16 protein-coding genes are annotated in these 20,944 nt (G+C 70.4%); 9 read left to right on the forward strand and 7 right to left on the reverse strand.

Annotated features, from left to right (window positions below; genetic code table 11):
• Window positions 1–30 precede the first annotated feature (30 nt).
• Both ACGF8B_RS14245 and ACGF8B_RS14250 read right to left on the reverse strand, forming a co-directional pair.
• Window positions 31–1,005: an ABC transporter ATP-binding protein gene (locus ACGF8B_RS14245; protein ID WP_342284634.1), complete on the reverse strand. Its 975-nt coding sequence runs from the start codon at window positions 1,003–1,005 to the stop codon at window positions 31–33.
• Between the two features lie 145 nt (window positions 1,006–1,150).
• Entirely contained in the window at window positions 1,151–2,434 is a 1,284-nt protein-coding gene (locus tag ACGF8B_RS14250; protein WP_392737881.1) for an NYN domain-containing protein, read from the reverse strand.
• A 224-nt stretch (window positions 2,435–2,658) separates the two neighbouring features.
• On the opposite strand from ACGF8B_RS14250, the gene ACGF8B_RS14255 reads away from it, so the two are divergent.
• Window positions 2,659–2,838: a hypothetical protein gene (locus ACGF8B_RS14255; RefSeq protein WP_392737883.1), complete on the forward strand. Its 180-nt coding sequence runs from the start codon at window positions 2,659–2,661 to the stop codon at window positions 2,836–2,838.
• A 99-nt stretch (window positions 2,839–2,937) separates the two neighbouring features.
• Here the strand turns inward: ACGF8B_RS14255 and dnaE are convergent, their stop codons facing one another.
• Window positions 2,938–6,477, reverse strand: a complete 3,540-nt coding sequence (gene dnaE / locus ACGF8B_RS14260; RefSeq protein WP_392737885.1) for a DNA polymerase III subunit alpha — start codon at window positions 6,475–6,477, stop codon at window positions 2,938–2,940.
• Between the two features lie 231 nt (window positions 6,478–6,708).
• Between dnaE and ACGF8B_RS14265 the strand changes: the two genes are divergently transcribed.
• The 6 genes from ACGF8B_RS14265 (at window position 6,709) to ACGF8B_RS14290 (ending at window position 13,506) form a co-directional block, all read left to right on the forward strand.
• On the forward strand, window positions 6,709–8,034 hold the full coding sequence (locus tag ACGF8B_RS14265; protein ID WP_392737887.1) for a DUF2252 domain-containing protein: 1,326 nt from the start codon (window positions 6,709–6,711) through the stop codon (window positions 8,032–8,034).
• A 177-nt stretch (window positions 8,035–8,211) separates the two neighbouring features.
• Window positions 8,212–8,655, forward strand: coding sequence for a hypothetical protein (locus tag ACGF8B_RS14270; RefSeq protein WP_392737889.1), 444 nt, complete (start codon window positions 8,212–8,214; stop codon window positions 8,653–8,655).
• A 227-nt stretch (window positions 8,656–8,882) separates the two neighbouring features.
• Window positions 8,883–9,602 carry a hypothetical protein gene (locus tag ACGF8B_RS14275; RefSeq protein WP_392737891.1) on the forward strand — a complete coding sequence of 240 codons (720 nt, stop codon included), beginning with the start codon at window positions 8,883–8,885 and terminating at the stop codon, window positions 9,600–9,602.
• A gap of 46 nt (window positions 9,603–9,648) precedes the next feature.
• The gene (locus tag ACGF8B_RS14280) at window positions 9,649–10,464 is read left to right on the forward strand and encodes a DsbA family protein (RefSeq protein ID WP_392737893.1); all 816 of its coding nucleotides are present in this window, start codon (window positions 9,649–9,651) and stop codon (window positions 10,462–10,464) included.
• A gap of 97 nt (window positions 10,465–10,561) precedes the next feature.
• Complete coding sequence (locus tag ACGF8B_RS14285; protein WP_392737895.1) at window positions 10,562–12,223, forward strand: alkaline phosphatase D family protein; 1,662 nt, start codon at window positions 10,562–10,564, stop codon at window positions 12,221–12,223.
• 314 nt (window positions 12,224–12,537) lie between these two features.
• Window positions 12,538–13,506: a zinc metalloprotease gene (locus ACGF8B_RS14290; RefSeq protein WP_392737897.1), complete on the forward strand. Its 969-nt coding sequence runs from the start codon at window positions 12,538–12,540 to the stop codon at window positions 13,504–13,506.
• A gap of 44 nt (window positions 13,507–13,550) precedes the next feature.
• Here ACGF8B_RS14290 and ACGF8B_RS14295 read toward each other — a convergent pair whose 3' ends face one another.
• Complete coding sequence (locus ACGF8B_RS14295; RefSeq protein WP_392737899.1) at window positions 13,551–14,129, reverse strand: dienelactone hydrolase family protein; 579 nt, start codon at window positions 14,127–14,129, stop codon at window positions 13,551–13,553.
• Between the two features lie 37 nt (window positions 14,130–14,166).
• Between ACGF8B_RS14295 and ACGF8B_RS14300 the strand changes: the two genes are divergently transcribed.
• On the forward strand, window positions 14,167–15,288 hold the full coding sequence (locus ACGF8B_RS14300; protein ID WP_392738352.1) for a mechanosensitive ion channel family protein: 1,122 nt from the start codon (window positions 14,167–14,169) through the stop codon (window positions 15,286–15,288).
• Window positions 15,289–15,346: 58 nt separating this feature from the next.
• On the opposite strand, the gene ACGF8B_RS14305 is transcribed toward ACGF8B_RS14300, so the two are convergent.
• On the reverse strand, window positions 15,347–16,933 hold the full coding sequence (locus ACGF8B_RS14305; protein WP_392737901.1) for a Na+/H+ antiporter: 1,587 nt from the start codon (window positions 16,931–16,933) through the stop codon (window positions 15,347–15,349).
• A gap of 241 nt (window positions 16,934–17,174) precedes the next feature.
• Here ACGF8B_RS14305 and ACGF8B_RS14310 point away from each other — a divergent pair, with 241 nt between their 5' ends.
• A complete protein-coding gene (locus ACGF8B_RS14310) occupies window positions 17,175–19,490 on the forward strand; it encodes a glycoside hydrolase family 95-like protein (RefSeq protein WP_392737903.1) in 2,316 nt (771 codons plus the stop codon).
• A gap of 14 nt (window positions 19,491–19,504) precedes the next feature.
• Here the strand turns inward: ACGF8B_RS14310 and ACGF8B_RS14315 are convergent, their stop codons facing one another.
• Together ACGF8B_RS14315 and ACGF8B_RS14320 are read right to left on the reverse strand one after the other, a co-directional pair.
• Entirely contained in the window at window positions 19,505–19,987 is a 483-nt protein-coding gene (locus ACGF8B_RS14315) for a GNAT family N-acetyltransferase (protein WP_392737905.1), read from the reverse strand.
• Window positions 19,984–20,925: an RluA family pseudouridine synthase gene (locus ACGF8B_RS14320; RefSeq protein WP_342284626.1), complete on the reverse strand. Its 942-nt coding sequence runs from the start codon at window positions 20,923–20,925 to the stop codon at window positions 19,984–19,986. The genes ACGF8B_RS14315 and ACGF8B_RS14320 overlap by 4 nt, the downstream gene beginning before the upstream one ends.
• Window positions 20,926–20,944 lie beyond the last annotated feature (19 nt).

Below are 20,944 nucleotides of genomic sequence, written 5' to 3' on the forward strand. Positions count from 1 at the left end.
CCTCGGCCCCGACCACCCCGCAGGCCCCCGTCATGACTTCACCAGTCCCTTGGCCGCGTCCCCGCCGAGCGCCAGATAGACGTCCTCCAGGCTGGGCGTGGCCAGCGTGAAGTCGTCGAGGGCGGCGAAGGCCGCGCCGCCGGTCACCGCGGCGACCGCCGCCCGCGCCTCGTCGGGTCCGAGCCGCAGCACCCAGCGCCGGCCGGATTCCTGGGCCGAGCCGCGCAGCGCGGCCACCTCGGGTACGTCGAGGGGCGCCCGGTCGCGCCACACCAGCTCCACCCGGACCTCCCCCGCGACGCGTTCCTTGAGCCCGGTCGGAGTGTCGCAGGCGATGACCCGGCCGCGTTCGATCACGGCGACCCGGTCGAGGACGGTCTCGGCCTCGATGACGTTGTGGGTGACGAGCAGCACCGTCGTGCCGCGCTCGGCCCGGCGCCGGTCCACGGCGGCCCAGACGGCGCGCCGGGCGACGGGGTCCATGCCGGTGGTCGGCTCGTCCAGCACCAGCACCGGCCGCTCCCCCACCAGCGCGGCGGCGAAGCAGGCCAGCCGCCGCTGGCCGCCGGAGAGCTTCTTCAGGGGGCGTCCGGCGATCTCGGTGAGGCCGAGCTCGCCGAGCACGGCGTCGCGTTCGGCGCGGGCGTCCGCCGCGGCGAGGCCGCGCAGCCGTCCGGTGGTCTCGGCGGCGAGCGACACGGTGAGCTCGTCGAGGGCGGTGGACTCCTGCCCGAGGTAGCCGATCAGCCGGGAGGCGCGCTCCGGGTGGCGCACGAGGTCGTGGCCCAGCACGTCGACGCTGCCGGAGTCGGGTCGCATCAGCCCGGTGAGCTGCCGTACCAGGGTGGATTTCCCGGCGCCGTTGGGGCCGAGGAGCCCGAAGATCTCGCCGCGCCGCACGTCCAGGCTGATCCCGTCGGTGGCGCGCACCTCGGGTGTGGCGGGAGTGCCGCGGCGGCCGCGGGCCGCGCGATAGGTCTTGACCAGATCACGCACCGCGCACACGGTCCCGGTCGCCGGCTGCGCCTGTGCTGTGCCCGTACTCACGAGGTACGAGGGTACGGGGTCGGATGCCCCGTATTGCGCCCGGGGCCACGCCGGAGGGGCCGCGGGCGTGCCCGGAGCACCCGCCCGCGGCCCGGCTCGGCCGTCAGCCGGCGGACGGGGTCGTCCGCTCCGCCGCGGGGGTGTGCTCGGCGGCGGCCCGTACATCGATCTCCCGCCAGAATCCCGCCCGGATCGCGTAACGGTCGTGCTCGTCGATCTGGTCGTCCTTGTGGGCGAGCAGGCCGAACCGGGCCGCGTAACGCAGCAGCTCGCCGTCGATGCGGTGCGGGATGCGCGGATACATGGTCGAGAGCTTCTGCAGATGGACGGTCTCCGGGAGTCGCTCCATCCAGCGACGGGCGAAGACCTGGCCGACCTCGAAAGGGTCACCGCCGACGGTGGTGATGTCCTCCTCGCGGTCCGCCCAGCGCTGTTCGGCGCTGGTGAGCTGGGCCAGCGTCGGCAGCGAGGCGGTCTCGGCGGGCTCGCCCAGCGGCCCGCCGCGCTCCGCCCAGCTCTTGTCGGAGGACCAGCGCAGGGTCGCGCCGGCGGGCGAGGGCTGCGGGAGGTGCCGGTCGGGCTGGGCGCCGGGCCCGCGCAGACTGCCCGCCAGGTCCTTGGGGGTGGGGACGCCCCGGCCGCCGTGCTCGGGGCGGTCGGGGCCGGTGCTCTCCTCGGGCGGTGGCTGGGCGCCGTTGGCGGCGGCCGCCGCCTGGGCCTCCGAGGCGCGCTCGGCGGAGGCGGCGAGGGCGGCCTCGGGCAGCGGCGCGGAGAGGATCGCGGCGATCTCCGGACGGGGCACGGGGGACGGGGCACAGACGCCACCCGTCTCCTTGGCCCGTACCGCCTGGGTGATCCAGGCCCGGTCGAGCACCCTTCGCTCGTCGGCCTCGGCCACCAGGTCCTCGGACTGGTTGTAGTCGCCGTCGGCGGCCTGGACGGCCCACAGATGCACGGCGACGCCGTGTTCCTTGGCGGACATCAGGCCGGGCAGCAGATCACCGTCGCCGGTCACCAGCACCACGTCCGAGCAGGCCCGGTTCCTGGCCAGTTCGGTGAGCTCGGCGTGCATCGCGGCGTCGACGCCCTTCTGCGCCCAGCGCCCGTCACTGCGGGTGAGGGCGCCGAGCCGGACGGTGACCCGGGGCATCACGCGCAGTCTGCGGTGCTCGGGCTGCGGCACCCGGTCGGGGGCGCCGTCGAACCAGTAGATCCGAAGCAGCGGCTGCTGCGTGTCGGCCTCGGCCCGCTCGCGCAGGCCCCGGATGAGGGCCGCGTGGTCGACCGTGATGCGGGAACGGGCGGGCTCCCCGGCCAGCAGGCTCGCGGCTGCGCCCAGCAAGTAGCCGGCGTCCACCAGGACGACGCAACGGTCCACGAGATCCACCCTCTTCCAGAAGTTCGGGTGCGGTCCTTGCCAAGGGTTTCCTTCGAGTCTGCCCGACCGCGCAGGGCTTGACGGCCGGAACTCGATCATCGGCGTGGCGGAACCGGAAAACGGCGTGTCACACACCCCCGCTACGCACGGTAATGATCCAACATGCACGGTTTATCCCGCCATGTGAATCTGAACGCGGTCCTGGCCCCGAGAGTTTCCCGAGGAGGAACACCATGGCCAAGAACAAGAACCGCAAGCAGGGCAGCCAGCAGAACCGCGCGTCCGGTCCGGAGCGCGGTGCGGAAGAGGCGAAGACGACCCCGTACGAGTCTCAGATACAGCCTCAGTCGCAGGCCCAGGGCAGCCCTGCCGATGTTGCCCGTAAGCACCAGCGGCGCTTCGGCCACAACTGACCGGGGACTTCTCCGGTCCGGTCGCGGGCCGGGTGACCGAGAGGGGCGCTCCCGCTTTCGCGGGGCGCCCCTCTCGTACGTCTGCTCGGGAGAGCCGGCTCAGCCGGCCAGGCAGGACGGGCCGAGCAGCACCTTCAGGTCACCGAAGAGCGCCGGGTCGGGCTTGACCCGGTGCCGGTCGAGCCGGAGCACCGTGGTCTTGCGGGGGCCCTGGAGCCTGATCCGTACCTCGGTGTCGCCGCGGTGACTGCTGAGGACCTCGCCGAGGCGGCTGACCATGGGCGGGGTGATCTTGACGGTGGGGATGGTCAGCACCACGGGGGCGTTGGTGCCGGCGTTGGAGATGTCGGGGACCTGCATCTCCATGGCGACCAGCCGGGGCACGTCCTCCCGCTTGTCGAGGCGCCCCTTGACGAAGACGACGGTGTCCTCGACGAGCTGGGTGGAGACCAGCTGGTAGGTGGCCGGGAAGAACATGCACTCGATGGAACCGGCCAGGTCCTCGACGGTGGCGATGGCCCAGGCGTTGCCCTGCTTGGTCATCTTGCGCTGGAGGCCGGAGATGATGCCGCCGACGGTGACGATGGCGCCGTCGGCGTGCTCGCCGCCGGTCAGCTGGGAGATCGAGGAGTCCGCCTTGTCGGACAGCACGTGCTCCAGGCCGAAGAGCGGGTGGTCGGAGACGTACAGCCCGAGCATCTCGCGCTCCTGGGCCAGCAGGTAGGACTTCTCCCACTCGATGTCGGAGAACTCCACGTCGAGCCCGAAGCCCGGCTCGTCGCTCTCCTCCTCGCCCATGCCGCCGAAGAGGTCGAACTGGCCCTCGGCCTCCTTGCGCTTGACCTGCACCACGTTGTCGATCATGGGTTCGTGGTGGGCGACCAGGCCCTTGCGGGTGTGGCCCATCTCGTCGAAGGCGCCGGCCTTGATCAGCGATTCGACGGTGCGCTTGTTGCAGACGACCGCCTCGACCTTGTCCAGGAAGTCGGGGAAGGTGTTGTACTTCCCCTTCGCCTTGCGGCACCGGATGATCGAGTCGACGACGTTCTGGCCGACGTTGCGCACGGCGGTGAGACCGAAGAGGATCACGTCGTCGCCCTGGGCGGCGAAGTTCGACAGCGACTCGTTCACATTGGGCGGCAGCACCTTGATGCCCATGCGGCGGCACTCGTTGAGGTAGACCGCCGACTTGTCCTTGTCGTCCTTGACCGAGGTCAGCAGCGCCGCCATGTACTCGGCGGGGTAGTTCGCCTTGAGGTACGCGGTCCAGTAGGTGACCAGGCCGTACGCGGAGGAGTGCGCCTTGTTGAAGGCGTAGCCGGCGAACGGGACCAGCACGTCCCACAGCGCCTTGATCGCCGCGTCGGAGAAGCCCTTCTCCTTGGCGCCCGCCTCGAAGAGGACGAAGTTCTTCGCCAGTTCCTCGGGCTTCTTCTTGCCCATCACGCGGCGCAGGATGTCGGCCTCGCCGAGCGAGTAGCCGGCGACGATCTGGGCGGCCTTCTGCACCTGCTCCTGGTACACGATCAGGCCGTAGGTGAGGCCGAGGACCTCCTTGAGGGGCTCCTCCAGCTCCGGGTGGATCGGGGTGATCTCCTGGCGGCCGTTCTTGCGCTCGGCGTAGTTCGTGTGGGAGTTCATGCCCATCGGGCCCGGCCGGTACAGGGCCGAGACGGCGGAAATGTCCTCGAAGTTGTCGGGCTGCATCTGGCGCAGCAGGGAGCGCATCGGACCGCCGTCGAACTGGAACACGCCGAGCGTGTCACCGCGGCAGAGCATCTCGTACGTCTTGGGGTCGTCCAGCGGGAGGCCGAGCAGGTCCAGCTTGACGCCCTTGTTGGACTCCACCATCTTCACGGCGTCGTCCATGATGGTGAGGTTGCGAAGGCCCAGGAAGTCCATCTTCAGCAGGCCGAGCGACTCGCACTGCGGGTAGTCCCACTGCGTGATGGTGACGCCGTCGGTGTGCCGGACCCAGATCGGGGCGTGGTCGACGATCGGCTCGCTGGACATGATGACGCCCGCGGCGTGCACGCCCATCTGGCGGACCAGGCCCTCGACGCCCTTCGCGGTGTCGATGACCTTCTTGACGTCCGGCTCGTTCTCGTACATCCCCCGGATCTCGCCCGCCTCGCTGTAGCGCGGGTGCTTGGGGTCGGTGATGCCGTTGAGGTCGATGCCCTTGCCGAGGACGTCGGCGGGCATGGCCTTGGTGAGCCGGTCGCCCATCGCGTACGGGTAGCCGAGGACCCGGGCGGAGTCCTTGATGGCGTTCTTCGCCTTGATCTTTCCGTACGTGCCGATCATGGCGACCTTGTCGGCGCCGTACTTCTCCGTCACGTACCTGATCACTTCGACGCGCCTGCGCTCGTCGAAGTCGATGTCGACGTCGGGCATGGAGACGCGCTCGGGGTTGAGGAACCGCTCGAAGATCAGTCCGTGCTCGATCGGGTCGAGGTCGGTGATGCCCATCGCGTACGCCACGATCGAACCGGCGGCGGAGCCTCGGCCGGGGCCGACCGCGATGCCGTTGTTCTTCGCCCACATGATGAAGTCGGCGACGACCAGGAAGTACCCCGGGAACCCCATCTGGATGATGATGTCCATCTCGTACTCGACCTGCTTCTGCCGGTCGTCGGGGACACCGCCCGGGAAGCGCCGGTTCATACCGACGCGGACCTCTTCCTGGAACCAGGTGATCTCCGTGAAACCGTCCGGGATGTCGAACTTCGGCATCAGGTCGCGCTTCTCGAACATGCCGGTGGTGTCGATCTGCTGCGCGACCAGCAGGGTGTTGGCGCAGCCCTCCTGCCAGGCGTCGGAGGAGTCGACGGCGTACATCTCGTCGGTCGTCTTGAGGTAGTAGCCGGTGCCGTCGAAGCGGAAGCGGTCCGGGTCGGAGAGGTTCTTGCCGGTCTGGATGCAGAGCAGGGCGTCGTGCGCGGTGGCCTCGTGCGCGTAGGTGTAGTGCGAGTCGTTGGTCACCAGCGGCGGGATGTCCAGCTTCCTGCCGATTTCGAGGAGCCCGTCACGGACCCGGCGCTCGATCTCGATGCCGTGGTCCATCAGCTCCAGGAAGTACCTGCCCTCGCCGAAGATGTCCTTGTAGTCGGAGGCGGCCTGGACCGCCTCGTCGAACTGGCCGAGCCGCAGCCGGGTCTGCACCTCGCCCGAGGGGCAGCCGGTGGACGCGATCAGGCCCTCGGACCACTGCGCGATGGTCTCCTTGTCCATGCGGGGCCACTTCTGCAGCCAGCCCTCGGCGTAGGCGTCGGAGGACAGCTTGAAGAGGTTGTGCAGGCCCTTCGCGTTGGACGCCCAGATCGTCTTGTGGGTGTATCCACCGGAACCCGAGACGTCGTCGCGCTTCTGGTGCGGCTGGCCCCACTGGATCTTCCGCTTGTGCTTGCGCGACTCGGGGGCGACGTACGCCTCGATGCCGATGATCGGCGTGACGCCCGCCTTCTGCGCCGAGTGGAAGAAGTCGTAGGCCCCGTGCAGGTTGCCGTGGTCGGTCATCGCGATGTGCGACATGCCCATTTCATTACAGGCAGCGAACATGTCCTTGAGCCGCGCGGCACCGTCCAGCAGCGAGTACTGGGTGTGGACGTGAAGGTGCGTGAATGGCGGCTTGGTCACGGCGCTGTGCCTCCGGTGTGCCGGCGCGGCGCGGAACGCCTCCGTGAGGGCGGCGGTCGGGCGACGGGCGGGCGGGCGATGACGGGCTGGGGGACAGCGTGGAAGTCTACGTCTTCGAGGTGACGGACGACGGGCACTCCCGGGTACGGTCACGCGTTGGAAGGGCGGGATCACTCGTCCCTTTTGTCATGTACGTCGTCACGCACGTCAGGTACCAGGAGGCACCCAGAGATGTCGGAAGCGCAGACCGGCGCGGCGCAGCGCGGGGAGCAGATTCTTGAGGTCTTCGACACCGCTTTCGGGGAGCTGCTGGCCGCCGATCCGGCCGCCTTCCGGGTCAAGTTCCGCAAGATGGCGGGCTCGGCCTTCGCCTTCTACCGCGGCACGGCGTGCCTGTTCTACAACGACCTGGAGCGGGAGCGGCACGGCGGCCCGTACCTGGACGAGCGGACCGGCCGGGTGTGGATCCACGGCGATCTGCACGCGGAGAATTTCGGCACGTACATGGACGCCAACGGCCGGCTGATCTTCAACGTGAACGACTTCGACGAGGCGTACGTCGGCCCGTTCACCTGGGACCTCAAGCGGTTCGCCGCCTCCGTCGCCCTGATCGGGTACGCGAAGGCGCTGGGCGACGACCAGATCAGCGAGCTGGTGCGGGTCTACGCCACCGCCTACCGGGAGCGGATCCACGCGCTGGCGACGGGCGCGAAGAACGACGAGCTGCCGCCGTTCACGCTGGACACCGCCGAGGGTCCGCTGCTGGACGCGCTGCGTGACGCCCGCTCGCTGACCCGGTTCTCGCTGCTGGACTCGATGACGGAGATCCGGGACTTCGAGCGCCGGTTCGCCCCGGGCGGCGGCTCCATCGATCTGGACGCGGCGACGCGCTACAAGGTGCTGGCGGCCTTCGACGGCTATCTGGAGACGCTGCCGGAGTCGAGCCTGACCCGCCCGGACTCGTACCGGGTGAAGGACGTCGTCGGCCGTCGAGGCATCGGCATCGGTTCGGCCGGGCTGCCCTCGTACAACATCCTCCTGGAGGGCAACAGCGACGCCCTGGAGAACGATGTGGTGATCTACCTCAAGCAGGCCCAGACGCCCGCCGTCTCCCGGCACATCACCGATGCCGCGGTGCGCGGCTACTTCCAGCACGAGGGCCACCGCACCGTGATCTCGCAGCGCGCCCTTCAGGCGCACGCCGACCCGTGGCTGGGCTGGACCGAGCTGGACGGGGCGGGGCAGCTGGTCGCCGAGGTGTCCCCGTACGCGGTCGATCTGGACTGGTCCGACATCGACGAGCCGGAGGAGATCGCGGCGGTCGTCGCCGATCTCGGCCGGGCGACGGCGACGATGCACTCCGCGGCGGACGACGAGAGCGGCCACTCGCTGGTGCCGTTCTCCACCGAGCGGGCGATCGACGCGGCGATCGCGGCCGACGAGGAGGGCTTCGCCGAGCTGCTGGTGGACTTCGCCCACAGCTACGGCGCCCGGGCCCGGACCGACCACCAGATCTTCGTGGATCTCTTCCGCAACGGCCGGATTCCGGGCCTCTGAAACACCCTTGACGGCCGACGGGAGCTGCAGGAGCTCCGCGGGGTGTCTATGCGGCAACTGCGCGGCGGATGGCTGGATTTCGCCCCCGTCGGCTCCACAGAAACCCCCTTGGCACCACGGTTTCCCCCTTGTAGCGTCACCAGCGTTGATCTTGACCAGTCATCAAGGAGGAACCCCGTGAACCGTCGAGTCACGCTGACCGCCGCCGCCTGCATAGCCGCTGGAGCCTCGCTCCTCGCCGCCCCCGCCCACGCGGCCGAGCGCGACACCTCCGCCTCCGTCGCCGTCGCGGCACAGCCGTCGCAGAACGTTTCGGTCACAGCCAGCGACCGGGTCAAGTGCACCAGCCTGAGCAACGGGCAGCTCTGCATCTCCCTGAACACGAGCCCCTCCCGTATCGAGGTCTTCTACACCAAGAGCGGTGGCTCGACGATCAAGGCCAACCTCGGGTTCCGCGTGGCCACCACGTCCTGGAGCGGGCTGAAGACCATCAGCACCGGCGAGCGGGCCAACGCCACCTGGAACATGAGCTACCCCTGTGGCAAGAAGTACGTGGGGCTGATCAAGGTCCAGGGCCAGGGGACCTTCGAGACCCCCGCGGCCACCCCGCCCTGCGGCTGAGGTCTTCCGTTCGGATCAGGCCGGGCCCGGCCTGATCCGAGCGAGAGCCTGGGCATCATCCGCGCACGGTAGTGGGGGCGAACCGATCCGCAGCCTCCGACGGGCCGTCGCGCCCGTCACCGAGGCGGGCCCCCACTGCCGCGCCGGCCGTCCGCCCGCCACCTGTACCGGCCGATCCGCACCCTTTCGGGGGTCGCCCACAGGTGCGCATGCGACACTCCTCAACGATGGACATATCCGGGACGCAGCTCAGAGTCGTTCGCGCGGCGCTTTTCACGGCGCTCGTCGTGACGCTCTCCGCTGCGTCCCATGTGCTGCTCTCCCGGGTTCCGCTGCCGCTGACCGCCGTCGCCCTGCTGGCCGGCGTGGTCTTCGCGGTGGCGTACGCGCTGGCCGGCCGGGAGCGCGGCTTCGGGGCGATCGCCGGGCTGCTGGTCCCGCTGGAACTGGCCGCCGACACCGTCTTCACCACCGGTCAGCACGTCTGTTACGGCGCGGCCGGCGGCCCGATCGCGGGGCCGCTGCGTTCGGTCGGCGTCGATGTGCTGTGCGGCGGCATGGTCGGCACCGGTGCGGCGCGGGCCGGCGCCGGGGTCGACCCGCTCGCCTCGGTGACCGATGCCGGACACACCACGGCCGCGCTGCTGGCCTCGCCCGCCCCCGCGGTGCCGTGGCTGCTGCTCGCCGCCCATGTGTCGGTCGGCCTGCTCGCCGCGGCCTGGCTCCGGCGGGGCGAGGCCGCGCTGGCCGGCCTGCTGGAGGCGGCCGCCGTCCTGGCGTTCCGGCCGCTGCTGATCGCGGTCGCCGTGATCGGTACGGCACGCCGCCCGGCCCGCCGCCGTACCCGGCCCGCCGGGCACGGCCCGCACCTGCTCGTACACGCCCGTCTGCTCGTGCACTCCGTGGGACGCAGGGGACCACCGCGCTCGGCCTTCACCATCGCCTGAGCACGCACATCCCCCGAGACACCCCTCACCCCATGGAGACACGGACATGAGCAACCGCAACACCCAGGCCAACAAGGCAGCGGCCCGCGAGCGGCTGCGCGCCGAGCGCGAGCGCCAGGCCAAGAAGGACAAGGCCCGCCGGCAGATCATCGTCGGCGTCTCGATCGTCGGCGTGCTGGCCGTCGTGGGCGGCGTCACCTGGGGCGTCATGCAGCTGAACAAGCCGTCCCACTGGGAGGCGGCCAAGGACACGAAGAACGTGACCGCGCCCAAGAACACCTCGGGCGAGAACGGCACCACCGTCGTCATAGGCAAGCCGACCGCCAAGAAGACCCTGGAGCTGTACGAGGACTCCCGCTGCCCGGTCTGCGCCTCGTTCGAGCAGATCATGGGCGAGACGGTGCACAAGGACGTCGACGCCGGCAAGTACAAGATCAAGTACGTCGGTGCCACGTTCATCGACAACGCGGCCAACGGCGAGGGCTCGAAGAACGCGCTGAGCGCGCTCGGTGCGGCGCTCGACGTCAGCCCGCAGGCCTTCCTCGACTACAAGTACGCGCTCTACTCCGCGAAGTTCCACCCGGAGGAGACCGTCGACAAGTTCAAGGACGACTCCTACCTGATCAAGGTCGCCGACTCGGTGGACGCGCTGAAGGGCAATGCCGCCTTCCAGAAGAACGTCAAGGACGGCACGTACGACGGCTGGGCGATGAAGATGTCCGAGGCGTTCGACAAGAGCGGTGTGCGGGGCACCCCGACGCTCAAGATGGACGGCAAGAAGCTCACCGACGGCAAGAGCGAGAACGCTCCGATGACGCTGGAGGACTTCAACACCGCGATCACGGCCGCGCTGAAGGGCTGACCGGCCGGCGACATCCGGGCAGCGGCTCCCCGACGGGCAGGCGAACTTCCTTCGTTCGCCTGCCCGTTCGGCTTACCGGTCAGTAGGGTGCTGCTCCGTGACCAGTCGACACCTTTCCCCGCCGCCCTCCGCCCCCAGCCGCCGCACGGTCGTCAAGGCCGCTGCGGCCACCGCCGTCGCGGCCCCGGTGCTGGGCTCCGCCACCGCCGCCCGCGCCGCGGACGGCCCCGCCTTCCTGCACGGCGTCGCCTCCGGCGATCCGCTTCCCGACGGCATCCTGCTCTGGACCCGCGTCACCCCGTCCCCCGACGCGATACCCGGTTCGGGCCGCGGCGCGGACACGGCGGTGCGCTGGGAGGTCGCCGAGGACCGGGACTTCTCCCGGGTCGTCGCCCACGGCACGACCGTCGCGAGGGCCGCGTCCGACCACACGGTCAAGGCCGATGTACGGGGCCTGGCCCCCGCCACCGCGTACTGGTTCCGCTTCTCTGCGGGCGAGGGGACGCGGACCGTCTCCCCGGCGGGCCGCACCCGGACGGCTCCGGCGGCCGGTGCCGCCACGCCCGGCGTGCGCTTCGGCGTGGTGTCCTGCGCCAACTGGGAGGCCGGGTACTTCTCCCCGTACCGCCACCTCGCCGCCCGCGCCGACCTGGACGCGGTGCTCCACCTCGGGGACTACATCTACGAGTACGCGTCGGGCAGTTACCCGGACGCGAAGTACGTCGTACGGCAGCACGAGCCCAGGCACGAGATCCTCACGCTCGCCGACTACCGCACCCGGCACGCCACGTACAAGACGGACCCCGATCTCCAGACGCTGCACGCCACGCACCCGGTGATCGCGATCTGGGACGACCACGAGTTCGCCAACGACGCCTGGTCGGGCGGGGCCGAGAACCACACGCCGGGCACCGAGGGCGCCTGGGCGGACCGGGTCGCGGGCGCCAAGCAGGCGTACTTCGAGTGGATGCCGGTCCGCGCCTCCACCGAGGGCACCGTGTACCGGCGGCTGCGCTTCGGCAACCTGGCCGAGCTCCACCTCCTCGACCTGCGCAGTTTCCGCTCCCAGCAGGCGGGGATCGGCAGCGGCGCGGTCGACGACCCGGAGCGCAGCATCACCGGGCGGGCGCAGCTGGACTGGCTGAAGTCGGGGCTGGCCGGCTCGGACGCCGCCTGGAAGCTGGTCGGCACGTCGGTGATGATCTCGCCGGTCGCGTTCGGTTCCGTGCCGGCCCATCTGCTGGAGCCGCTGGCCGGGTTGCTGGGGCTGCCCAAGGAGGGCCTGGCCGTCAACGTCGACCAGTGGGACGGCTACACGGACGACCGCAAGGAGCTGATCACCCACCTGCGGGACCGGTCGATCACCAATACGGTCTTCCTGACCGGTGACATCCACATGGCCTGGGCCAACGACGTGCCGGTGAAGGCGGCGACGTATCCGCTCTCCGCCTCGGCCGCCACGGAGTTCGTGGTGACCTCGGTGACCTCGGACAACATCGACGACATCCTGCACGTGGCGCCGCAGACGGTCTCGGTGGTCGCGGCCGCCGCGGTGAAGGCCGCCAACCGCCATGTGAAGTGGGTGGACATGGACTCGCACGGCTATGGCGTCCTGGACGTGACGGCCGAGCGCTCACAGATGGACTACTACGCCGTCTCCGACCGGACGAAGCGGGACGCGACCTCCGCCTGGACGCGTTCGTACCGGACGCTGAGCGGGACGCAGAAGGTCGAGCGGGTGGACCGCCCGGTGCGCTGAGGCGCCATTTTCGGCCACTCCGCCATATGTTGACGGCACATTACGTCGCTACGGCGGGTGGTGTGTCCCATGGACCGAATGGGGACACACCACCCGCCGAGGTAACGCCCATGGTTACGTCGCCGTCTCAAACTCTGGAACGCAAAGAAGATTCCGCCCGCTTTCCACCCTTTGGCGACCGGTCGATTGGGCCTGATCATTCCTCCTCGGGACCTGACATGCGCACGTAATCTCCCGGCGGCGGGTGAGGAAATACCTCCCCCACACATCCGCGAGGAGTCCACGTGCGCACTCTTGTCCGCATATCGCCGCGTATGCGAAACCGTGCGATCGGCACCGCCGTCCTGGCCGGAACCCTGGCCCTGGCACCGCTCTCCGCTCCCTCCGGCTCCGCCGCCTCGGCCGCCCCCAGGAGCTCCGCGTCCGCCGCCCAGAAGTGCGGGGACGAGACCGGCGCCGGCGCCGCGGCGCGCGAGGCCCGCCCCGCGGGCGCCGCCCACACCGACGACCCCAATGAGCTGACCGCGAGCCGGGCCAGGGCCATGGACACGCAGTTGAAGCGGAGACTCGCGGACCGCCGGGTCAGCGGCCCCTCGCTCGCCGCGGGCGCGACCATCCCGGTCTACTTCCACGTCGTGCACTCCGGGACGACCGGCAAGCTCAGCGCGTCAGCGATCAGCAGCCAGCTGAGCGTCCTGAACGCCGCCTACGGCGGACAGGGCTCGGGCAATACGAACTCCGGCTTCCAGTTCACGCTGGCCGGCACGGACTACACGGACAACAGCTCCTGGTACAACGGCGTCTCCCCCGGCTCCGCCGCCGAGAAGGCCATGAAGTCCTCGCTGCGCAAGGGCGGCGCGAACGCCCTCAACATCTACACCGCCGACCTCGGCGGCGGTCTGCTGGGCTGGGCCACCTTCCCCAGTTCGTACAAGTCCAACCCCTCGGACGACGGCGTGGTCATGCTCGACGCCTCGCTGCCCGGCGGCTCCGCCACCAACTACAACGAGGGCGACACCGCCACCCACGAGGTCGGCCACTGGATGGGGCTCTACCACACCTTCCAGGGCGGCTGTAACGGCAACGGCGACTACGTCGCCGACACCCCGGCCGAGAAGAGCGCCGCGTACGAATGCCCGACCGGGCGCGACACCTGCACCAACAAGACCGGGGTCGACCCGATCCACAACTTCATGGACTACACCTACGACTCGTGCATGACCCAGTTCACCGCGGGCCAGGTCCAGCGGATGAGCGACAGCTGGACCGCGTACCGGGGCTGACCCGGCCGAGGGGCCCCGCGCGCGATGCGGGGCCCCTCGCTCCGTCACAGTGTGGCGAGGAAGCCGAGCGCGACCTTCCAGGCCAGTTCGGCCGACGCCTGGTCGAAGTCGGGCAGTTCGGGGTCCGTGAAGAGATGGCCGGCGCCCGGGTAGCGGTAGATCTCGACGTCGGCGCCGGTCCGCTGCATCTGCAGGTACCAGGAGTTCAGCCAGTCGTGGGTCTCGAACGGATCCGGGTCGGCGACGTGCAGCTGTACGGGCAGCTCGTCCACGGACGCGTTCTCGGCGATGTCCGAGGTGCCGTGGAACATCAGCAGACCGCGGGCCTTCTCGTCGCCGAGTGCCAGGGTCTGGGCGGTGGAGGCGCCGAACGAGAAACCGGCGTACACCAGGCCCCGGTCGGAGTAGGGCGCGGCGGCCAGCACGGCCCGCCTGAGCAGTTCGTCCTTGCCCAGCTCTTCCTTGAAGGCGAGGCCCTCCTCGACGGTTTCGAACGTGTGCCCCTCGAAGAGGTCGGGCACCTGTACCTCGTGCCCGGCGGCACGAAGCCGGTCGGCCGCCGCGTGCACCGCGGGGCGCAGACCGTACGTCGAGTGGAAAAGCATGATGTTCATGAGTCCCATGGTGCCAGCTACGGTCGGGAGCATGGAGAACGACGGGATGGAGAACGTGCTGCGCCCGCTGATCGTCGTCGGCGGCTCGGTCCTGATCACGCTGCTGGTCGGCTGGCTGGTCGATCTGCTGCTCAGACGGGCCGACGGCCGACGCCCCGACACACCGTTGTGGGGGCTGCTGCGGCGCTGCCGGATACCGCTCCAGCTGACGCTGTGCGCGGCGCTGCTGCGGGGCTCGTACACCCACACCCGGCTCGAATTGATCAGGGATCACCGGACGGGGATCGGTCAGGTCCTGTCGCTGGTGCTGATCGGGGCCTCGGCCTGGCTGGTGGTGCGGATCGCGACGGCCGTCGTCGACTCCCTCTACGCGAGGTACGCCGCGAACACCCCCGATCCGGCGCGGGTGCGGCGGGTCCGGACCCAGGTGACGCTGATCCAGCGGGTGGTCACCGCGATCGTGGCGGTGGTCGCCATCGGCGCGATGCTGCTGACGTTCCCGGCGATGCGGACGTTCGGCACCTCGATGCTGGCGTCGGCCGGGGTGCTCGGCATCGTCGCGGGCGTGGCCGCCCAGTCGACGCTCGGCAATCTCTTCGCGGGGCTGCAGATCGCCTTCGGCGACATGGTGCGCATCGGCGACACGGTGGTGGTGGACGGCGAGTGGGGCACGATCGAGGAGATCACGCTGACCTTCCTCGCGGTGCGGACCTGGGACGAGCGGCGGATCACGATGCCGGTCTCGTACTTCACCAGCAAGCCGTTCGAGAACTGGTCGCGCGGCGGTGCGCAGATGACCGGCTCGGTCTTCCTGCACCTGGACCACTCGGCCCCGATCGGGGCGATGCGCGAGCAGCTGCGGGACATCCTGGGCGAGTGCGCCGCCTGGGACGGCCGCGACTGGTCCCTGGCCGTCACCGACACCACACCGTCGACGATCCTGGTCCGCGCGGTGGTCACGGCGAAGGACTCGGGCGACATCTGGACGGTGCGCTGCGCCGTACGGGAGCAGCTCATCGGCTGGCTGCGCGACCACCATCCGTACGCGCTGCCGAAGATCGCGACGGCGCCCGCAGCGCTTGGGCCGGGGACGTGGACGGACCGGCACCGCCCGGTGCACGAGAGGCCGTCGGACCGGGACAGAGCGCCGCGCACCGGACTCGGCTGACGGCGACGGCAGGCGGGACGGCGGGCAGCGGGACGGCGGGCCGCGCCGTCCACCCTCCTCACCGCAGGCTGCGGACGTCCAGCTGACGCAGTACCCGGTCGACGATCTCCGGGTCCGCCCCGGCCTCGTTGCGGGCCGACAGCACCGCGTGGCGGGCGGCCGACATCATCTCGCGCTGGACCCGGCTGACCGCCTTGAAGCGCTCGGCCCGCTTCGCGTACGCCTCGCGGCGCTCGTCGTCGACCATGTCGGGACTGATCCGCGCCCCCACGTCGTACGCGAGCCGCTGGAGCCGCTCGGTGACCTCGTCCGGGAACTCCTCGACCTCCTGGATCTCCTTGAGGCGCTGCTTCGCGGCCTTCGCGGCGCGGATCGCGAGCTCCTTCTCCAGCGCCTCCTCGGCGTCCGTGTCCGCCTTGACCCGGAGCTTGCGGACCAGCCACGGCAGGGTGAGCCCCTGGACGACGAGCGTGGCCATGATCACCGCGAAGGCGATGAAGACGATCTCGTCGCGGCCCGGGAACGGCTTCCCGTCGTCCGTCTTCAGCGGGATCGCCAGCGCCAGCGCGACCGAGGCCACTCCGCGCATCCCGGCCCACCACATGACGACGGTCTCCCGCCAGCTGGTGGGGATCTCCTCGCTGACGTCGCGCCGGGTGTGCAGCCGCTTGGCGAGCCAGGTGGCCGGCAGCAGATACAGCAGCCGCACACCGACGACGACCACGACCACGGCGAGTCCCCAGCCCAGCATCTGGAGTTCGCGCCCGTCCGCCGTCCCGAAGACGTTGTGCAGTTCGAGTCCGATCAGCCCGAAGGCGACGCCGGTGACGAGGGTGTCGACGATCTCCCAGAAGGTACGGCCGGTGAGCCGCCCGAGGACGTCGTCGGCGTCGGCGGTGTGCTCGGCGAGGAAGAGCGCGGTGGTCAGCACGGCGAGGACGCCCGAGCCCATCAACTCCTCCGCCAGCACATAACTCACGAACGGCACCAGCAGGGTCAGCCCGACCTGGAGCGTGGCGTCGCCGAGCAGCCCCATGAGCTTGATGGTGAGCCAGCCGAGCACCAGCCCCACCGCCACGGCCACCACCGCGGAGAGGATCAGCAGCCCGAACGCCTCCGGGAGCGAGAAGCTGCCGCTCACCGCGGCGGCGATCGCCACGTGGTACAGCACGATCGCGGTCACGTCGTTGAACAGGCCCTCGCCCTCCAGGATGGAGACGAGCCTGCGCGGCAGCCCGACCGATCCGGCGACAGCCGTCGCCGCGACCGGGTCGGGCGGGGCGACGAGCGCGCCGAGTGCCACGGCCGCGGCGATCGGCAGCCCGGGGACGATCGCGTTGGCGACCGCGGCGACCGCGGCCGTCGTGACGAAGACCAGCGCCACGGCCAGCAGAAAGATCGGTCGTTTATTGGCGGCGAACTGCCGCCAGGAGGTTCGCTGCACGGAGGCGTAGAGCAGCGGCGGCAGCAGCGCCGGAAGGATGATCTCGGGTGGGATGTCCACATTCGGCACGAAGCTGAGGAAGGCCATGCCGACCCCGGCGAGTGTCATCAGCACCGGCGCCGGCAACCCCAGACGCTCCCCCAGTGGCACCGTGACCACAGCCCCGAGCAACAGCAGGAGGAGCAGTGCCATTTGGTCCACGGGGTGCCTTCCGGAGCGCGGCGCGCCGATCTCCGTGATCGGCGGATCTGGGTTCAAAGCCTGCCACGCAGGGCCCGCAATCCAGACAACACCCCCCGATTCCCGACTCCTGGAACAGCATTCCTCCGATGTATCTGCGGTCGAACCCCTTCCGCCGCCTCTTCGGGGCGGGCAGTATGCGGCGTGCGTGATTCAAGGACAAGAACTCTCACCACGTACATGACTGGCAGGAGAGACCCCCGTGACCGCGTTCTCCCGAAGGCATTTCGTCTCCACCGCCGCTGCCGGAACATCCGCACTCTGGCTGGCCGGCTCCCCCACCTCATGGGCGGCGGCCGGCCCCGTACCGACGGAGCGTCCGGACATCGACATCCACGAGCGGACCGTCCGCGACGCCGCCATGACCTGGCGCACGCTCCCCACCGGCTGGCAGGACGCCCCGTTCCTCGCCAACGGCCGCCTGGGCGCGCAGTTGTACGCCGGAGCGACCGCGAACACGCTGAAGCTGATGGTCGGTCACAGCCAGGTGCAGGACCAGCGCGGCCAGTGGCGGGGCGGCATCGGCTTCTCCCGCCTCCCCATCGGGTACTTCACCCTGACCCTGGCCGGGGAGATCACCGCCGTCGACTGGACGCTGGACCTGTACGACGCCGAGCTGCACGGCACCGTCACCACCACCCGGGGCTCGCTGGCCCTCTCCGCCCTGGTCCACAACGACAACGGCGCCCTGCTGGTCTCCACCCGCCCCACCCCCGGCGAGGAGTCCGCGGCCTGGAGCTTCCAGTGGCTGCGGGCCGCCACCACCCGTACCAGCGGCAGGCCCGAGGACTACACACCCAATCCGGACCCCCGCGCCGGCGACGGCTTCGTCGAGCAGCCCCTGCTGGCCGGCGGCGGCTGGACCACGGCCTGGCGCGAGCGGCGCGAGGGCACCGGCCGGCTGCTCGCCGCGCACCTCGTGTACCGCTTCCCCGGCCGGGTGTCCGAGGCGACGGCCGACGCGCTGCGGGCCGTGGACCGCACCCTGGCCACCGCCCCGGACCGGCTGGTGGAACGTCACCGGCGCTGGTGGCACGCGTACTACCGGCGCAGCTTCCTCTCCGTGCCCGACAAGCGGCTGCAGAGCTTCTACCTCATCCAGCTCTACAAGCTCGCCGCGTCGACCAGGGCCGACGGCCCGACGATCTCCGAATGGGGCCCCTGGTTCCCCGAGGTCGGCAACAACTGGACCGCGGTCTGGTGGAACCTCAACGTCCAGATCGGCATGGCCCCGATCCACGGCTCCAACCACCCCGAACTCGACTCGGTGACGGGCGCGTTCCGCCGTTTCGAGCACAACCTCCCCGCCTCCGTCCCGGCCGACCACCGCGACGGCGAGAGCTATGCGCTGGGCCACCCCTCCGACTGGCAGCTGCGCGCGGGCGACACCTACGACGTCGGTGCCCCCGGCTCGTCCCACGTCTCCGACAACTTCGGCAATCTCACCTGGGCCCTGCACAACGTCTGGCAGTCCTACCGCCACTCCATGGACCTGTCGGTGCTGCGCGACGTGGTGTATCCGATCCTCGCCAGGGCCGTCAACTTCTACGCGCACTTCCTGCACGAGGGCCCGGACGGCAGGCTGCACCTGCTGGAGACCCGCTCCCCCGAGTACGCCAACGCCGAGGACTGCACCTACGACCTCTCGCTGATCCGCTGGGGAGTGCGCACCCTGATCGCCTCGGCGCGGCTGCTGCGCAACGGCGATCCGCGGCTGAGACGCTGGCAGGACATCGAGCGGCGCCTGACCCCGTACGCCGAGGACCCGGCGGCCGGCGTCATGATCGGCAGAGACGTCCCGCTGGCGGGTTCGCACCGGCACCATTCGCACCTGCTGTGGCTGTACCCGCTGCGTGAACGGAACTGGGACCGGGCGGGGGACCGCGGGGTGATGCGGCGTTCCATGGACCACTGGGTCTCCATGCAGGAGCTGTGGCACGGCTACAGCTACGCCACCGCCTCGTCCATGTACTCGGTGATGGACGAGCCGGAGAAGGCCCTCGACTTCCTGACCTTCTTCACCGGTCTGAACGTGGTCGCGGACTGCGCGATGACGGTCAACACGATGTACCGGGAGGGCAGGAACCTGGCCCTGGAGAGCCCGCTGTCCGCCGCCCGGTCGATGCTCGACATGGTGGTGCAGAGCCACGAGGGGGTGGTGAAGGTCTTCCCGTCCGTCTCGGAGCGCTGGGCGGACGCCTCGATCGCGTCGCTGCGCACCCAGGGCGCCTTCCTGGTGGACGCGGACCGCTCGGGCGGTGTCACGCGCTGGGTACGGGTGCGCAGCGAGGCGGGCGCACCGCTGACCCTGGACCACTCGGTCACGGGCCGGATCGAGGTACGGGACGCGCACGGGCGCCCCCTGCGCTGGCGGGAGACCGGGCCGGGCCGGATCACGCTCACCCTGCCGCGCGGCGCCACGGCGGTGATCACTCCGCGGGGCGCTCCCCGCCCGCGGACGGTCCCGCGCGACGTGCCGTCGAACGGCACGTGGACCCGCTGGGGCCTGCCGGAGTAGGGCTGCCCGCGCCCTCAGTCCCGCAGGGCGCGGCGCATCGCCCGGTGGGGGATGCCCGCGTCCGGGAACTCGGGGCCGTACACGACATAGCCGAGGCGTTCGTAGAAGCCGAGCGCATGGGTCTGGGCGTGCAGGTCGACGGCGTCCAGACCCAGCTCCCGGGCCGCGTCCTCGATGGCCCGGACCAGCGCGGCGCCGATCCCGAGGCCGCGCGCCTGCCTGGTCACCGCGAGCCTGCCGAGCGAGCCGACGGCCGGGTCGCCCCCGGTCCGGCCGGCGGCGGCCGGGCCGTGCAGCAGCCGCCCGGTGCCCAGTGCCGAGCCGTCCGCCGCGACGGCGATGACGTGCAGGGCGACCGCGTCGAGCTCGTCGTACTCGATCTCCTCGGGTACCTCCTGCTCACCGACGAAGACGGCCTTGCGGACCAGGAAGCAGGCCGCGAGGTCCTGCTCGTCGACGACGGTGCGCGTGGTGTACGGGGCGGGCACGGAGGTCATTCGCTCTCCGCCGCGATCTTGTCCAGGGCCTGCTGGAGGTCGTCCGGGTAGCCGCTGGCGAACTCCACCCAGCTGCCGTCGGACGGGTGCTCGAAGCCGAGCCGGACGGCGTGCAGCCACTGCCGGGTCAGGCCGAGGCGCTTGGCCATCGTCGGGTCGGCGCCGTAGGTGAGGTCGCCGACGCAGGGGTGGCGGTGGGCGGACATGTGCACCCGGATCTGGTGCGTACGGCCCGTCTCCAGCTTGATGTCCAGGAGGCTGGCGGAGCGGTAGGCCTCGATGAGGTCGTAGTGCGTCACGGAGGGCTTGCCCTCGGCCGTGACGGCCCACTTGTAGTCGTGGTTGGGGTGGCGCCCGATGGGGGCGTCGATGGTGCCGCTCATCGGGTCCGGGTGGCCCTGCACCAGCGCGTTGTACTTCTTCTCCACGACCCGGTCGCGGAACTGCGCCTTCAGCAGGGTGTAGGCCCGCTCGGACTTGGCGACGACCATCAGGCCGGAGGTGCCGACGTCGAGGCGGTGGACGATGCCCTGGCGCTCGGCGGCGCCGGACGTCGAGATCCGGTACCCGGCGGCGGCGAGACCGCCGATGACGGTCGTACCGGTCCAGCCGGGGCTGGGGTGGGCGGCGACGCCGACCGGCTTCACGATCACGACGATGTCGTCGTCGTCGTGCACGATCTCCATGCCCTCGACGGGCTCGGCGACGATCTGTACGGGAGCGGGCGCCTGCGGCATCTCCACTTCCAGCCAGGCCCCGCCCCGGACCCGCTCGGACTTCCCGACCACCGAGCCGTCCACCTGCACCTTCCCGGAGGCCGCCAGCTCGGCGGCCTTGGTACGGGAGAAACCGAACATCCGGGAGATGGCGGCGTCGACACGCTCGCCCTCCAGACCGTCGGGTACGGGCAGGGTGCGGACCTCGGGATACGTACTCACCTGTCGAGTATGCCTTGCC

Origin of the sequence: Streptomyces sp. NPDC047917 (assembly GCF_043204345.1) — a bacterium.
In the GTDB taxonomy this organism is placed as follows: domain Bacteria; phylum Actinomycetota; class Actinomycetes; order Streptomycetales; family Streptomycetaceae; genus Streptomyces; species Streptomyces sanglieri.